This is a genomic window from Streptomyces brasiliensis (genome assembly GCF_014647875.1).
Taxonomy (GTDB): Bacteria; Actinomycetota; Actinomycetes; order Streptomycetales; family Streptomycetaceae; genus Streptomyces; species Streptomyces brasiliensis.
This window is the reverse complement of the sequence record NZ_BMQA01000034.1, coordinates 1-14,837: the sequence shown is the minus strand read 5'-3', so window position 1 is coordinate 14,837 and position 14,837 is coordinate 1. Positions and strand designations below refer to the sequence as shown.

Annotated in this window: 11 protein-coding genes; 7 read left to right on the top strand and 4 right to left on the bottom strand. The window is 70.2% G+C overall.

The features are described 5' to 3' along the window. The first annotated feature begins 118 nt into the window (after positions 1-118). The 3 genes from IEZ19_RS34000 to IEZ19_RS33990 all read left to right on the top strand — a co-directional run bounded on the left by IEZ19_RS34000 (position 119) and on the right by IEZ19_RS33990 (position 5,427). Positions 119-1,339: a sensor histidine kinase gene (locus IEZ19_RS34000; RefSeq protein ID WP_189315215.1), complete on the top strand. Its 1,221-nt coding sequence runs from the start codon at positions 119-121 to the stop codon at positions 1,337-1,339. 141 nt (positions 1,340-1,480) lie between these two features. Beyond that, positions 1,481-2,164 carry a response regulator gene (locus IEZ19_RS33995; RefSeq protein WP_189315213.1) on the top strand — a complete coding sequence of 228 codons (684 nt, stop codon included), beginning with the start codon at positions 1,481-1,483 and terminating at the stop codon, positions 2,162-2,164. A 149-nt stretch (positions 2,165-2,313) separates the two neighbouring features. Then, positions 2,314-5,427 carry an efflux RND transporter permease subunit gene (locus tag IEZ19_RS33990; protein WP_189315212.1) on the top strand — a complete coding sequence of 1,038 codons (3,114 nt, stop codon included), beginning with the start codon at positions 2,314-2,316 and terminating at the stop codon, positions 5,425-5,427. Between the two features lie 329 nt (positions 5,428-5,756). Here IEZ19_RS33990 and nadA read toward each other — a convergent pair whose 3' ends face one another. Continuing rightward, on the bottom strand, positions 5,757-6,941 hold the full coding sequence (gene nadA, locus IEZ19_RS33985) for a quinolinate synthase NadA (RefSeq protein WP_189315210.1): 1,185 nt from the start codon (positions 6,939-6,941) through the stop codon (positions 5,757-5,759). Positions 6,942-7,294: 353 nt separating this feature from the next. Between nadA and IEZ19_RS33980 the strand changes: the two genes are divergently transcribed. Then, a complete protein-coding gene (locus tag IEZ19_RS33980) occupies positions 7,295-7,651 on the top strand; it encodes a HesB/IscA family protein (protein ID WP_189315208.1) in 357 nt (118 codons plus the stop codon). A gap of 82 nt (positions 7,652-7,733) precedes the next feature. On the opposite strand, the gene IEZ19_RS33975 is transcribed toward IEZ19_RS33980, so the two are convergent. Both IEZ19_RS33975 and IEZ19_RS33970 read right to left on the bottom strand, forming a co-directional pair. Continuing rightward, complete coding sequence (locus tag IEZ19_RS33975; protein WP_189315206.1) at positions 7,734-9,407, bottom strand: hypothetical protein; 1,674 nt, start codon at positions 9,405-9,407, stop codon at positions 7,734-7,736. Between the two features lie 92 nt (positions 9,408-9,499). Next, entirely contained in the window at positions 9,500-9,709 is a 210-nt protein-coding gene (locus tag IEZ19_RS33970; protein WP_189315204.1) for a hypothetical protein, read from the bottom strand. Positions 9,710-9,860: 151 nt separating this feature from the next. Between IEZ19_RS33970 and IEZ19_RS33965 the strand changes: the two genes are divergently transcribed. Further along, the gene (locus IEZ19_RS33965) at positions 9,861-10,835 is read left to right on the top strand and encodes a carbohydrate kinase family protein (RefSeq protein ID WP_189315202.1); all 975 of its coding nucleotides are present in this window, start codon (positions 9,861-9,863) and stop codon (positions 10,833-10,835) included. A gap of 99 nt (positions 10,836-10,934) precedes the next feature. Here the strand turns inward: IEZ19_RS33965 and IEZ19_RS33960 are convergent, their stop codons facing one another. After that, complete coding sequence (locus IEZ19_RS33960; RefSeq protein ID WP_189315201.1) at positions 10,935-12,311, bottom strand: cysteine desulfurase/sulfurtransferase TusA family protein; 1,377 nt, start codon at positions 12,309-12,311, stop codon at positions 10,935-10,937. A gap of 316 nt (positions 12,312-12,627) precedes the next feature. On the opposite strand from IEZ19_RS33960, the gene ctaC reads away from it, so the two are divergent. Together ctaC and IEZ19_RS33950 are read left to right on the top strand one after the other, a co-directional pair. Beyond that, a complete protein-coding gene (gene ctaC, locus IEZ19_RS33955; protein WP_189315199.1) occupies positions 12,628-13,587 on the top strand; it encodes an aa3-type cytochrome oxidase subunit II in 960 nt (319 codons plus the stop codon). Continuing rightward, positions 13,584-14,837 (top strand): cytochrome c oxidase subunit I (locus tag IEZ19_RS33950; protein ID WP_189315197.1); only part of this gene is annotated, 1,254 nt, incomplete at its 3' end. The genes ctaC and IEZ19_RS33950, both read left to right, overlap by 4 nt.

Genomic DNA, 14,837 nt, shown 5'->3' with positions numbered 1-14,837 from the left:
TCCAACACGGAGCGACCTGTACACGTCGTGATCGCGAACAGCGTCCGACACCTGACGCCGGGTGAGCTGGTCCCCGCGGCGTTCCGGCCGTCTCCGCGGCGCCGTACTGTGGCATGTCGTGAGCACTCTGGAACGCGCCCGGTGCCGTCTGAAGGCGCACCCCCTCGCGCTGGACGCGGCCATCGCGGCGGGCGCGCTGGTGTGCATGGTCGTCGGCTCCTTCGTCGAGCCCAACGGGGAGAACGGGGTGTCCTGGGGCGTCCGCACCCCGGACCACGTCAGCCTGCTCCTCATCACCATCGGTGCCGCGGCCCTCGTCCGCCGCCGCCGCGCCCCCAGGGCGGTCCTCGCCGTCACCGGCACGGTCTCCCTCGTCGAGGTCGTCACCGGCGACCCCCGCGCCCCGGTCGCGATCTCCGCCGTCATCGCGCTCTACACCGTCGCCTCCATCACCGACCGCTCCACCGCCCTGCGCGTCGGCCTGCTCACGATGACCGTGCTCACCGGCGCCGCCATGCTCGCCGGACCCCTGCCCTGGTACGCCCAGGAGAACCTCGCCATCTTCGCCTGGACCGGCATCGGCGCCACCGCCGGGGACGCCGTGCGCAGCCGCCGTGCCGTCGTACAGGCCATCAGGGAGCGGGCCGAGCGGGCCGAGCGCACCCGCGAGGAGGAGGCCCGCCGCCGCGTCGCCGAGGAGCGCCTGCGCATCGCCCGCGACCTGCACGACGTCGTCGCCCATCACATCGCCCTGGTCAACGTCCAGGCGGGCGTCGCCGCGCACGTCATGGACCGGCGCCCCGACCAGGCCAAGGAGGCCCTCGCCCACGTCCGCGAGGCCAGCCGCTCCGCCCTCAACGAACTCCGCGCCACCGTCGGCCTGCTCCGCCAGTCAGGCGACCCCGAGGCCCCGACCGAACCGGCCCCCGGCCTCAGCCGCCTCGAGGACCTCGCCGGCACCTTCCGCAGCGCCGGCTTCCGCGTCGACGTCGCCCGCGCCGACCAGGGCACCACCCTGCCCGCCGCCGTCGACCTGGCCGCCTACCGGATCATCCAGGAGGCCCTGACCAACGTGCAGAAGCACGCGGGTCGGGACGCCAAGGCCGAGGTCAGTGTCGTACGCGTCGGACCGAACGTCGAGGTGACCGTGCTCGACGACGGCCCGGGGGTGGACGACGCCCCCCAGGCGGGCGGCGGGCACGGCCTGCTGGGCATGCGGGAGCGTGTCACCGCCCTCGGCGGCACCCTCACCACCGGTCCCCGCTACGGCGGGGGCTTCCGCGTCCATGCGATCCTGCCGGTCAAGACCCGCACCGCCGCGAGTGGGGAGCGGGTGTGACGATCTGTACGGCGGCCGTGACGGGGCGCTGCGCGTGAGGAGCCGTACCGCCGCGTCGCGGCGAGCCCGTACGACGATCCGCACCGGCCGCCACGGGACCACTCGCACGGCCACCCGCCTCACCGCCACGGGAGACCCCGCATGACCATCCGTGTCCTGCTCGCCGACGACCAGGCGCTGCTGCGCAGCGCGTTCCGTGTGCTCGTCGACTCGGAGTCCGACATGGAGGTGGTGGGCGAGGCGTCCGACGGAGCGGAGGCCGTGCGGCTGGCCAAGGAGCAGCGGGCCGACGTCGTCCTCATGGACATCCGGATGCCCGGCACCGACGGACTCGCCGCCACCCGGCTGATCAGCGCCGACCCGTCGCTCGCGCAGGTCCGTGTGGTCATACTGACGACGTTCGAGGTCGACGACTACGTGGTGCAGGCGCTGCGGGCCGGCGCCTCCGGCTTCCTCGGCAAGGGCTCCGAGCCCGAGGAACTCCTGAGCGCCATCCGGGTCGCCGCGGGCGGCGAGGCCCTGCTCTCCCCGACGGCCACCAAGGGCCTCATCGCCCGCTTCCTGGCCCAGGGCGACGCGGCCGACGACGGCCGCGACCCGGCCCGCTCCGAACGGCTGGGTACACTCACCGGCCGGGAGCGCGAGGTACTCGTCCAGGTCGCGGGCGGCCATTCCAACGACGAGATCGCCGAGCGCCTCGAGGTCAGCCCGCTGACGGTGAAGACACACGTCAACCGGGCCATGGCCAAGCTCGGCGCACGCGACCGCGCCCAGCTCGTCGTGATCGCGTACGAGTCCGGGCTGGTACGTCCCCGGATGGACTGACCTCCACCCGGGCGTACTGCGGCCGGAGTAGACGCCGCACAAGGAAATGGACCTGGGGGCTACGGATCGGCCCCTGGACATGGCCGAAGGTGTTGGGGTGGGCGCCCCACCGTGCCCTTCTGCCGCTCACAGAAGAGAGACCCTGACCCATGTCCTGGCTGTCCAGATTCAGCCTCGCGCAACGGTCCCTGATCGGGCTGATGTCCCTCGTCGCGCTCGTCTTCGGGGCGATCGCGATACCGCAGATCAAGCAGCAGTTGCTGCCGACCATCGAACTGCCGTTGGTGTCGGTCCTCGCGCCCTACCAGGGCGCGTCCCCCGACGTCGTCGAGAAGCAGGTCGTCGAGCCCATCGAGGACAACCTCGAGGCGGTCGACGGCGTCACCGGTGTCACCTCCACCGCCAGTGAGGGCAACGCCGTGATCATGGCGTCCTTCGACTACGGCAACGACACCAAGCGGCTCGTCACCGACGTGCAGCAGGCCGTCAACCGGGCCCGCGCCCAGCTCCCGGACGACGTGGACCCGCAGGTCATCTCCGGTTCCACCGACGACATACCGACCGTCGTGCTCGCCGTCACCTCGGACAAGGACCAGCAGGCCCTGGCCGACCAGCTCGACAAGACGGTCGTACCGGATCTGAAGGACATCGACGGCGTCGGCCGGGTGCAGGTCACGGGTGTACGGGACCTCCAGGTAGCCGTCACGCCGAACGACGCGAAGCTGGCGAAGGCCGGCCTGACCCCCGCCGCCCTCGGTCAGGCCCTGCAGGCGGGCGGCGCGACCGTCCCGGCCGGCTCCTTCGACGAGGACGGCGCCAACCGCACTGTCCAGGTCGGCGGCGGGTTCACCTCGCTGAAGCAGATTCAGGACCTGATGGTCACCGGCGAGGCGGGCGGCAAGGCGGTGCGTCTCGGTTCCGTCGCCACGGTGAAGGAGCAGCCGGCCCCGGCCGACTCCATCACCCGCACCGGCGGCCGCCCGAGCCTCGCCGTCAACGTCACCACGGACCACGACGGCAGCGCGGTCTCGATCTCCAACGCGGTCAAGGACAAGCTGCCCTCGCTGCGCGAGGACCTCGGTTCCGGCGCGACGATCACCGTCGTCAGCGACCAGGGCCCGGCGGTCTCGAAGTCCATCAAGGGCCTGACCACCGAGGGCGCGCTCGGCCTGCTCTTCGCGGTCCTGGTCATCCTGGTGTTCCTGGCGTCGGTCCGCTCGACGCTGGTGACGGCGGTCTCGATCCCGCTCTCCGTGGTCCTGGCCCTGATCGTCCTGTGGACGCGCGGCCTGTCGCTGAACGTACTGACGCTGGGCGCGCTGACCATCGCGATCGGCCGGGTCGTCGACGACTCGATCGTGGTCCTGGAGAACATCAAGCGCCACCTCGGCTACGGCGAGGAGCGCCAGGCGGCGATCATCGGCGCGGTCCGTGAGGTGGCCGGCGCGGTGACCGCCTCGACGCTCACCACGGTCGCCGTCTTCCTGCCGATCGGTCTGGTCGGCGGCCTGGTGGGCGCGTTGTTCGGCTCCTTCAGCATCACGGTGACGGCGGCGCTGCTGGCGTCCCTGCTCGTGTCGCTGACCGTGGTGCCGGTCCTGGCGTACTGGTTCCTGCGCGCCCCCAAGGGAACACCCGAAGACGTGGAAGAGGCGCGCCGCAAGGCCGAGGAGAAGGAGGCGCGCAGCCGCCTCCAGCGCGCCTACGTCCCGATCCTGCGCTTCGCGACGCGCCGCCGCCTCACCAGCGTGCTGATCGCGATCGTCGTGCTGGTCCTCACGTTCGGCATGGGCGGCCTGCTCAAGACGAACTTCTTCGACCAGGGCGACCAGGAAGTCCTCACCGTCAAGCAGGAGTTGAAGCCCGGCACCAGCCTTGCGGCCACGGACGCGCAGGCCCGCCGGGTGGAGAAGCTGCTCGCCTCGACGAAGGGCGTCAAGTACTACCAGGTCACCGTCGGCTCGTCCGGCTTCATGGCGGCCTTCGGCGGCGGCACGGACACCAACCAGGCGTCGTACCAGGTGATGCTGGACGACTCGGCGTCGTACGACGCGGTGCAGCAGAACCTCGAGGACGGTCTCGCGAAGCTCAAGGGCATCGGTACGACCACGATCTCGGCCGGTGACGGCTTCGGCAGCCAGGACCTGAGCGTCGTCGTCAAGGCGGCGGACCCGGCGGCCCTGGAGAAGGCGTCGGAGCAGGTGCGTTCGGCCGTCGCCGGCCTGGACCACGTCACGGACGTGACGAGCGACCTGTCGCAGAGCGTGCCCCGCATCTCGGTCAAGGCCAACGCGAAGGCGGCCGAGGCCGGCTTCAACGACCAGACGCTGGGCGCCGCGGTGGCCCAGGCGGTCCGCGGTACGACGTCCGGCAAGGCGATCCTGGACGACACCGAGCGCGACATCGTGATCAAGTCGGCCAAGCCCGCGACCACCCTGGAGCAGCTGGAGAAGCTCCGCGTGGGCCCGGCCCGGCTGGGTGACATCGCCACGGTGAAGCTGGTGGACGGCCCGGTCTCGATGACCCGGATCGACGGTCAGCGCGCGGCGACGATCACCGCGAAGCCGACCAGCGACAACACCGGCGCGGTGAGCACCAAGCTCCAGTCGAAGATCAAGGCGCTGAAGCTCCCGGCGGGCGCGACGGCGGAGATCGGCGGCGTCTCCTCGGACCAGGGCGACGCGTTCAAGAACCTGGGCCTGGCGCTGCTGGCGGCCATCGCGATCGTGTTCATGCTCCTGGTGGCGACGTTCCGCTCCCTGGCGCAGCCCCTCATCCTGCTGGTCTCGATCCCGTTCGCGGCGACCGGCGCGATCGGCCTGCTGGTCGTCACGGGCACCCCGTTGGGTGTCCCGGCGATGATCGGCATGCTGATGCTGGTCGGCATCGTCGTGACGAACGCGATCGTCCTGATCGACCTGATCAACCAGTACCGGCGCCAGGGCCACGGCGTCGTCGAAGCGGTGATCGAGGGCGGCCGCCACCGCCTGCGCCCCATCCTGATGACGGCACTGGCGACGATCTTCGCCCTGCTCCCGATGGCACTCGGCGTCACGGGCGAGGGCGGCTTCATCGCCCAGCCGCTCGCGGTGGTGGTGATCGGCGGCCTGATCTCATCGACCCTGCTGACCCTGCTCCTGGTCCCGACGCTGTACGCGATGCTGGAGCTCCGCAAGGAGCGCCGAGCGAAGAAGCGGACGGCCAAGCGGGCGGCTGCCGCCGGGGCCGAGGAGGCCGAGGTGCGGGAGCCCGTGGGGGTGTGACGGCATGACGGCCGGGCCCGTACTTGCCGTACGGGCCCGGCCGTTGTCGTTGCACTACGTCCTCAGCGAGTCGACGAACACGTCCCGGACGCCGACCGGGACGACGAGTACGAGACCGTGAGGCTTCTTGCTGCCGCGGACGAGGGACGAGGCCGGGGGCTCGGTGCATCGTCCTCGTAGGCGCAGCTCCGACGCGTGTCCGGGCCGTCGCGATCGGCCGCTCGGCGCGCCTGTACAGCCCTGGCCTTCGCCTGATCGGGGATCGGTCGGTGTCCGAATCCAGGTGACGGGCCCCAGAGCCGTCGTCATGCCCGAGGCCCGTCCACCCGCTACGGCAGCGCCAGCATCCGCTCCAGTGCCAGCTTCGCGAATGTCTCCGTTTCCTGGTCGACCTCGATGCGGTTGACCAGGGTGCCCTCGGCCAGCGACTCCAGGGCCCAGACCAGGTGCGGCAGGTCGATGCGGTTCATCGTCGAGCAGAAGCAGACCGTCCTGTCGAGGAACACGATCTCCTTGCCCTCGGACGCGAAACGATTCGCCAGCCGGCGGACCAGGTTCAGCTCCGTGCCGATGGCCCACTTGGAGCCGGCCGGCGCGGCCTCCAGCGTCTTGATGATGTATTCGGTCGAACCGACGTAGTCCGCGGCGGCGACGACCTCGTGCCGGCACTCCGGGTGGACGAGCACGTTCACACCCGGGATGCGCTCGCGCACCTCGTTCACCGAGTCGAGACCGAAACGGCCGTGGACCGAGCAGTGCCCGCGCCACAGGATCATCTTGGCGCCGCGCAGCTCCTCCGCCGTGAGGCCCCCGTTCGGCTTGTGCGGGTTGTAGACGACGCAGTCCTCCAGCGACATCCCCATGTCCCGCACCGCGGTGTTCCGGCCGAGGTGCTGGTCCGGCAGGAAGAGCACCTTCTGGCCCTGCTGGAAGGCCCACTCCAGGGCCCGCTGCGCGTTCGACGACGTGCAGATCGTGCCGCCGTGCTTACCGGTGAACGCCTTGATGTCCGCCGAGGAGTTCATGTACGACACGGGTACGACCTGGTCGGCCACCCCCGCCTCGGTCAGCACGTCCCAGCACTCGGCGACCTGCTCGGCCGTGGCCATGTCGGCCATCGAGCAACCGGCTGCCAGGTCGGGGAGGACCACCTTCTGGTCGTCGGAGGTCAGGATGTCCGCCGACTCCGCCATGAAGTGCACACCGCAGAACACGATGTACTCGGCCTCGGGCCGCGCCGCCGCGTCCCGGGCCAGCTTGAAGGAGTCGCCCGTGACATCGGCGAACTGGATGACCTCGTCGCGCTGGTAGTGGTGGCCGAGCACGAAGACCTTGTTCCCGAGCTTCTCCTTGGCTGCGCGGGCACGCGCCACGAGGTCGGGGTCGGACGGCGAAGGCAGGTCACCGGGACATTCGACGCCGCGCTCGCTCTTCGGGTCGGCCTCCCGGCCGAGGAGCAGCAGGGCGAGGGGAGTCGGCTGAACGTCGAGCTCCGGGGTCTGGGCGGTGGTCACGACACGCACCCTTTCTGTTCTGCGGCTCGCCGGCCCGAGCTTCGGACCGGCGCTACTTTTCGTCGAAATGACGCTATCTATGATAACCGCTTCACGTCATATTGACGATGCCGATAGCGTCGATGTGACGTGAATCCCGAAGCGGGCCGGAGGAGGGTCCCGGCCGGTCGGAAACGGCGACTGAGGGCGCCCACGCGCTCGTCCACAGGGCGCTGTCCCCCTCCGGGGCCATGTGCGAGCATGAAGGCGGAAGCAAAAAGCCACAACGCGACGGCCCGGCCCGGAATGAATCCGCGGATCCGCCGGTTGCACTCGTCGGCAAGCAGTCTCCGTACAACCCGGGAGAGATGTAGATGTCCGTATCGGACGAGACCACCACCGTCACCGACGGCATCATCCTGACCGACGCCGCCGCGTCCAAGGTCAAGGCCCTGCTCGACCAGGAAGGCCGCGACGATCTCGCCCTTCGCGTCGCCGTCCAGCCCGGCGGCTGCTCCGGCCTGCGCTACCAGCTCTTCTTCGACGAGCGCGCCCTCGACGGAGACGTGGAGAAGGACTTCGGCGGGGTCAAGGTCGTCACCGACCGTATGAGCGCTCCGTACCTGGGCGGCGCCACGATCGACTTCGTGGACACGATCGAGAAGCAGGGCTTCACGATCGACAACCCGAACGCGACGGGCTCCTGCGCCTGCGGTGACTCCTTCAGCTGAGCCGGACCGCCCAGCGGCACGGTACTGAACGCGAAGGCGGCGGCCTCACGGGGGGTCCGCCGCTTTCGCGTGTCCGGCGCACCTACCGGGCCATCGAGGGCGGCGCGGGCAGCCGCGCCCCGGGCTTCAGCTGCGGGACCGCCTTCCCGTCCGAGCCGACCACCTTCCGGGCGCCCAGCGGCTCGTCCAGGTGCACGGTCTGCACGTATTCCTTGGCGATGAGGATGCACACCTTGTCCGGCCAGGGCGTCTCGGTCACCGTCACCTTCACCTGGTCCGCGCCCTCCTGGGCCGATGCCCCGTAGTCGGCGCACACCCCGCCCATGAAGCTGACGGTCAGCTCGTCGCCCTCGGCCGTATAGCCGTCGACGTGCACGTCCCGAGTGGTGGGAGCCGAGGTCGGGGCCGGAGTCGGGGTGGCGGACGGCGTCGCCGCCGGGGCCAGGTACTGGGGATCGAGAGCCGGATACGTCACCGTGAACGCGCCCTGCGCGCCCGGCCCCCGCACCGCGAACAGCCACGACGGCACCAGCGTCTGCCGCCCGGCCACGGAGTGCGAGGCCAGCCCGAAGACCGCCTTCTCGACGGTCACCGGGCCGGCCGCGGGTGCGGACGATCCGCAGGGCTGCTCGAGCCGGTCCTTCAGCGGTACGGGACTTGCGCAGCCCCCGATGCCCATCCGATGGTCGGTCCGCGGCGCCGCGTTCATCAGCTCCAGCGTCTTCTCCGCGCTCAGCACGGGATACGTGTCGCCCTTCACCGGTGCCTTCAACAGCCCGCTGCCGCCGACCACTTCACCCGGTCGGCTCACGGTCAGACCGGTCGCCCAGCCGTACGTCGGCAGCCCGCCCACCACCGGGTCGGCGTCGACCACCCGCCGGGCGCCCATGACCTGGCTCGCGTCGATCTTCGCGTCGTCCTGCCCCAGCGCCTTGAGCACGGGCGCCGCCGCCTTCTTCGCGACCGGCACGCTCACCGGGGCGGCGGCCGGGTCGGCGGGGTCCTGCGCGCAGACGGTGATCTTCTTGCAGTTGTCGGTGCCGGGGGCGTACCGCTCGAAGGTCCAGCTCCCCGGTGCCTGCCGGTTCACCCGCAGGCTCGGCCCGAATCCGTCCTTGCCCCCGACCCGCCAGGTCTGCCCCTCGGCCACCGGCGTCCCCTTCACCCCGAGCGCGTCGGCCAATCGGGTGACCTCGTCCCGGGTGACCTCGCCCGCGGGCCGGTACACGGCCGCCGAGCCGGGACCGCCGGGCAACGGTCCGCTCGCCCGATAGGTCACGCCGTACGGATCGGGCTCCCCAGGCGCGATGCCGTTGTTCGTACCACCGGTGGAACCACCCGCCGCGTAGCCGTCCAGGGACAGCGGCGGGGGAGTGCCACCACCGCCTGCCGACGCCTCCGTACGCCCCCCCGAGCCACCGCCCGCCGTCGCCGCGAGGTAGGCACCGCCACCACCGGCCAGCAGCACGGCGGCGGCCACCGAGGCGACGATCACGGGGGTGCGGCGGCGCGCGGGGCGCTCGTCAGAGGCCTCGGGGACGTCGTCGGCGGGTGCTCTTGCCGCGCCCCTCGGGACGTCGCCACCCGCCGCTCCGGTCGCCGCCTCCGGGACGTCGCCACCCGCCGCTCCGGCCGCCGCCCCCGGCTCCGAGAGCCCCTTCTCTTCCGCGGCACCGACCTCTTCCGAGGTCCCGGCAGCGCCCGCGCCCGCGTCGTCGGCGTGGTCCGGGTGATCGGGTCGCTCGGGGGTGTTCACCGCATCGCTCCTCGCTGGGTCGTATCCCGCCTCCCCGCCACGGGGGACAGCCTTGGGACGCGGCGGGGGAGCGCGCGGTTCCCGCGAGGGTGTCAGTCGCCGTAGTCCGACATCGCGTCCAGGAGCCGGGCCGACTTCGCCGGGACGCTCACCCCGTGGATGAGTGACGGGGGCACGGGACGGGCGTCGACATGCTCGGGAACGGCCCAGTGAGCAGCCATTTGCTCGCAGTCCCCGCGCAGCGACGCCAGGTCGCCTTCGAGGTCGGCCGGGGCGGGAGCATGGACCTTGAGGTTCGTCATGCCGGAACCGTAAGCACGGGGAGCCGTGCGACGAAAGATCTACTATCGGGTAGTTTTGTCGGCTTCGGAGCTAGGCCGGGAACCTTCAGAGCCCCGTCGGGAACCGGTAGCGTGAACTGTCAAACCCCCTCCCTCCAGGAGAGTCCCCGCCGTGCGCATCGCAGTCACCGGCTCCATCGCCACCGACCACCTCATGACCTTCCCCGGTCGCTTCGCCGACCAGCTCGTCGCGGACCAGCTGCACACGGTCTCGCTGTCGTTCCTGGTCGACAACCTCGACGTACGCCGGGGAGGGGTCGGCGCCAACATCGCCTTCGGCATGGGCCAGCTCGGCACCGGCCCCATCCTGGTGGGCGCGGCCGGCTTCGACTTCGACGACTACCGGTCGTGGCTCGGCCGGCACGGCGTGGACACGAAGTCCGTCCGTATCTCCGAGACGCTGCACACCGCCCGCTTCGTGGTCACGACCGACGCCGACCACAACCAGATCGGCTCCTTCTACACCGGCGCGATGAGCGAGGCCCGCCTCATCGAGCTGAAGACCGTCGCTGACCGCGTGGGCGGCCTCGACCTGGTCCTGATCGGCGCCGACGACCCGGAGGCGATGCTCCGCCACACGGAGGAGTGCCGATCCCGCCGCATTCCGTTCGCCGCCGACTTCTCCCAGCAGATCGCCCGGATGAACGGCGAGGAGATCCGCATACTACTGGACGGGGCGACGTACCTCTTCTCCAACGAGTACGAGAAGGGCCTCATCGAGTCCAAGACCGGCTGGAGCGACGAGGAGATCCTCGGCAAGGTCGGCCATCGCGTCACCACGCTCGGCTCGCGCGGCGTCCGCGTCGAGCGGGCGGGCGAGGACCCGATCGAGGTCGGCTGCCCGGAGGAGGAGCGCAAGGCCGACCCCACGGGTGTCGGTGACGCATTCCGCGCCGGATTCCTGTCGGGACTTGCGTGGGGGGTGTCCCACGAGCGGGCGGCGCAGGTGGGATGCATGCTCGCGACGCTCGTCATCGAGACGGTCGGCACCCAGGAGTACCAGCTTCGGCGGGCGCACTTCATGGACCGGTTCACGAAGGCGTACGGGCATGACGCGGCGGCCGAGGTTCAGGAGCATCTGGCCTGATTTCGGCTGCGGGTGCGTGGGGGCTGGTCGCGCCCGCGCGGCGGAGCCGCATGCCGGGCGGCAGCGCCCCCGAAGGGGCGCTGCCCCCGACGGCAATTCTCAGCTCGCCCGGCGTACCACGTACGCCGCCCCCCGTTCCGCCGGCTCCTCCCCCACGTACTCCTGCCCCCGCATCTCGCACCACGCCGGAATGTCCAGCCGCGCCGCCTCGTCGTCCGACAGGACTCGCACCGCGCCGCCCACCGGTACGTCGCCGATGACCTTGGCCAGCTCGATGACGGGGATCGGGCAGAGCTTGCCGAGGGCGTTCACGACCAGGACGTCGTTCCGTACGGCCGTCTCGGGCGTGGGCGCCCCCAGCTTCTCCCGTACGCCGGCCACCGCGCCCGGCAGCACGTCCAGGAACCGTTCGACGTCCTCGGCGGACGTCCCCAGCGGCAACGACACCCGTACGTTTCCCTCGCTCAGCACGCCCATCGCCTTCAGGACATGGCTCGGCGTCAGCGTGCTGCTCGTACAGGACGATCCGGACGATACGGAGAAACCCTCCCGGTCCAGCTCGTGGAGCAATGTCTCCCCGTCGACATAGAGACAGGAGAAGGTGACGATCCCCGGGAGCCGCCGCTCCGGATCGCCCACGACCTCCACGTCCGGCACCAACTCCGGTACCCGCGCGCGGATCCGCTCCGTCAGCTGTCGCAGCCGTACCGCCTCCCGGTCCGCCTCGGCCCGCACCGCCCGCAGCGAGGCCGCCGCCGCCACGATCGCCGGCAGGTTCTCGAACCCGGCCGCCCGCCCCGACTCCCGCTCGTCCGCGGGCCCTTGGACCGCGAACCGCACCCCCTTCCGTACGACCAGCAGCCCGACCCCGGACGGCCCGCCCCATTTGTGTGCACTGGCCGCGAGCAGCGACCAGTCACCCTCGACCGGCCCCCACCCCAGCGACTGCGCCGCATCCACCAGCAGGGGCACCCCGGCCGCCCGGCACACCTCGGCCACCGCGGCCACCGGCTGTTCGGTCCCCACCTCGTGATTGGCCGACTGCAGACAGGCCAGCGCGGTATCGGCCCGCAACGCGCTCTCGTACGACTCGACGCTCACCGCCCCCGCCCGCGACACCGGCACCCGCGTCACCGATCCCCCGTCCGTCTCGAACGCCTCCGCCGAATGGAGTACGGAGGAGTGCTCGACGGCCGACACGATCAGGTGACGTCCACTCCGACGACGCCCGGCCAACGCCCCGGCGATGCCGCTGTGCACGGCACGCGTCCCGGAGGGCGTGAACACCAACTCGTCGGGCCTGCACCCGACGGCCTCCGCGGCAGCCTCCCGAGCGGCGTCGAGCAGCAGCCGCGCCCGCCGCCCTTCCCGATACAGCCGTGAGGGATCGGCCCACCCCTCATCGAGGGAGGCCGACAACGCCTGACGGGCAACGGGGTGAAGAGGAGCGGTGGATGCGGCGTCGAAGTAGGCCATAGACCAACGTTAGAACGCCCGCGGGTGTCAAAGGGGCGCGGGACCGTGTCCATCTGCGGCTCCGCCCCCTGGGCGCGACGAGCCACGATGGAGCCGCAGCCGCCAAACCACAGGAACCGCCGAGCTATTAGGCACCCTCGACCCTCTCCAGAGTGACCCGGCGACGCGTATGCCCCCCTCCCCGCGAACCCCCGGAGGGCGTCGGCTAGGGTTTGGTCCGCATAAACATCCAAACCCCTGCCCGACGCAGGGCGGCGACCGACCAGCGAGAAGGCCGCAGCCGACCGCGCGGGCGAGACTCTCGGGAAGGCGCTACGTGAGTCCCAACGGCTCCGACCGCTCGCCGCGGCGCCCGATGCGGCGGAAGCTGCTGATGGCAATGACCGCGGGCCTGGTCCTGGCGACCGCAACCGGTTGCACATACAAGGACTTCCCCCGCCTTGGCATGCCCACCCCGACCACGGAAGAGGCTCCGCGGATCCTCTCCCTGTGGCAGGGCTCCTGGGCTGCCGCGCTCGCCGTCGGCGTGCTGGTGTGGGGCCTGATCCTGTGGAGCGCCATGTTCCACCGGCGCAGCCGCACCAAGATCGAGGTTCCTCCGCAGACCCGGTACAACATGCCGATCGAGGCTCTGTACACGGTGGTCCCGATCATCATCATCTCGGTCCTGTTCTACTTCACGGCCCGGGACGAGACGAAGCTCCTGGACCTCTCCAAGAAGCCCGACGTCACGGTCAACGTGGTCGGCTTCCAGTGGAGCTGGGGCTTCAACTACGTCACGGACGTTCCCGGTTCCACCGGCGACGCCAAGACCTCTCCGGAACTGAACGCGATTCCGGACCGGTACAAGAAGGACTTCCCGGCGAACGCCGGCGGTGTCTACGACGTCGGTACGCCGGGCACGCGGAACCCGCAGACCGGCAACCCCGGTCCGACCCTCTGGCTCCCCGAGGGCAAGACGGTCCGCTTCGTCCTGACCTCGCGTGACGTCATCCACTCCTTCTGGGTCGTGCCGTTCCTGATGAAGCAGGACGTCATCCCGGGCCACACCAACGCCTTCCAGGTGACCCCGAACCGTCAGGGCACCTTCCTGGGCAAGTGCGCGGAGCTCTGCGGCGTCGACCACTCTCGGATGCTGTTCAACGTGAAGGTCGTCTCCCCGGATCGTTACGAGCAGCACCTCAAGGACCTCGTCAAGAAGGGGCAGACCGGTTACATCCCCGCCGGCATCGCGCAGACGCCGCACGAGAAGAACCGGGAGACGAACAACCTGTGAGCATCCTCAACGAACCCCAGGGTGCCGCGGCAGCTGCAGACTCGTACGAGAACGAGCTGCCGGTCAGGCGCAAGCAGCCCGGCAACGTCGTGGTGAAGTGGCTGACGACCACCGACCACAAGACCATCGGAACGCTGTATCTGGTCACGTCGTTCGCGTTCTTCCTGATCGGCGGCGTCATGGCGCTGCTCATGCGCGCCGAGCTCGCTCGCCCCGGCCTGCAGATCATGTCGAACGAGCAGTTCAACCAGGCGTTCACGATGCACGGCACGATCATGCTGCTGATGTTCGCGACGCCGCTGTTCGCCGGCTTCGCGAACTGGATCATGCCGCTGCAGATCGGCGCCCCCGACGTCGCGTTCCCGCGGCTGAACATGTTCGCCTACTGGCTCTACCTGTTCGGCTCGCTCATCGCGGTGGGCGGCTTCATCACCCCGCAGGGCGCGGCCGACTTCGGCTGGTTCGCCTACAGCCCGCTGTCGGACGCGGTCCGCTCGCCGGGCGTCGGCGCCGATATGTGGATCATGGGTCTGGCCATGTCCGGCTTCGGCACCATCCTCGGCTCGGTCAACTTCATCACCACGATCATCTGCATGCGCGCACCGGGCATGACCATGTTCCGCATGCCGATCTTCGTGTGGAACGTGCTGCTGACCGGTGTCCTGGTCCTGCTCGCCTTCCCGGTCCTGGCCGCGGCCCTGTTCGCGCTGGAGGCCGACCGCAAGTTCGGCGCCCATGTCTTCGACGCCGCCAATGGCGGGGCCTTGCTATGGCAACACCTCTTCTGGTTCTTCGGCCATCCAGAGGTGTACATCATCGCGCTGCCGTTCTTCGGCATCATTTCCGAAGTCATCCCAGTGTTCTCGCGCAAGCCGATGTTCGGCTACATGGGCCTGATCGCGGCGACCATCTCGATCGCCGGTCTGTCGGTGACCGTGTGGGCCCACCACATGTACGTCACCGGCGGTGTGCTGCTGCCGTTCTTCTCCTTCATGACCTTCCTGATCGCGGTCCCGACCGGTGTGAAGTTCTTCAACTGGATCGGCACCATGTGGAAGGGCTCACTGAGCTTCGAGACACCGATGCTCTGGGCCACCGGCTTCCTCATCACCTTCACCTTCGGTGGTCTGACCGGTGTCATCCTGGCCTCGCCGCCGATGGACTTCCACGTCTCCGACTCGTACTTCGTGGTGGCGCACTTCCACTACGTCGTCTTCGGCACCGTCGTCTTCGCGATGTTCTCCGGCTTC

Coding starts and splice junctions, on each gene's coding strand:
- IEZ19_RS33995 (WP_189315213.1), top strand. CDS start 1,481: ATGACCATCCGTGTCCTGCTCGCCGACGACCAGGCGCTGCTGCGCAGC.
- IEZ19_RS33990 (WP_189315212.1), top strand. CDS start 2,314: ATGTCCTGGCTGTCCAGATTCAGCCTCGCGCAACGGTCCCTGATCGGG.
- IEZ19_RS33980 (WP_189315208.1), top strand. CDS start 7,295: ATGTCCGTATCGGACGAGACCACCACCGTCACCGACGGCATCATCCTG.
- IEZ19_RS33970 (WP_189315204.1), bottom strand. CDS start 9,709: ATGACGAACCTCAAGGTCCATGCTCCCGCCCCGGCCGACCTCGAAGGC.
- IEZ19_RS33960 (WP_189315201.1), bottom strand. CDS start 12,311: ATGGCCTACTTCGACGCCGCATCCACCGCTCCTCTTCACCCCGTTGCC.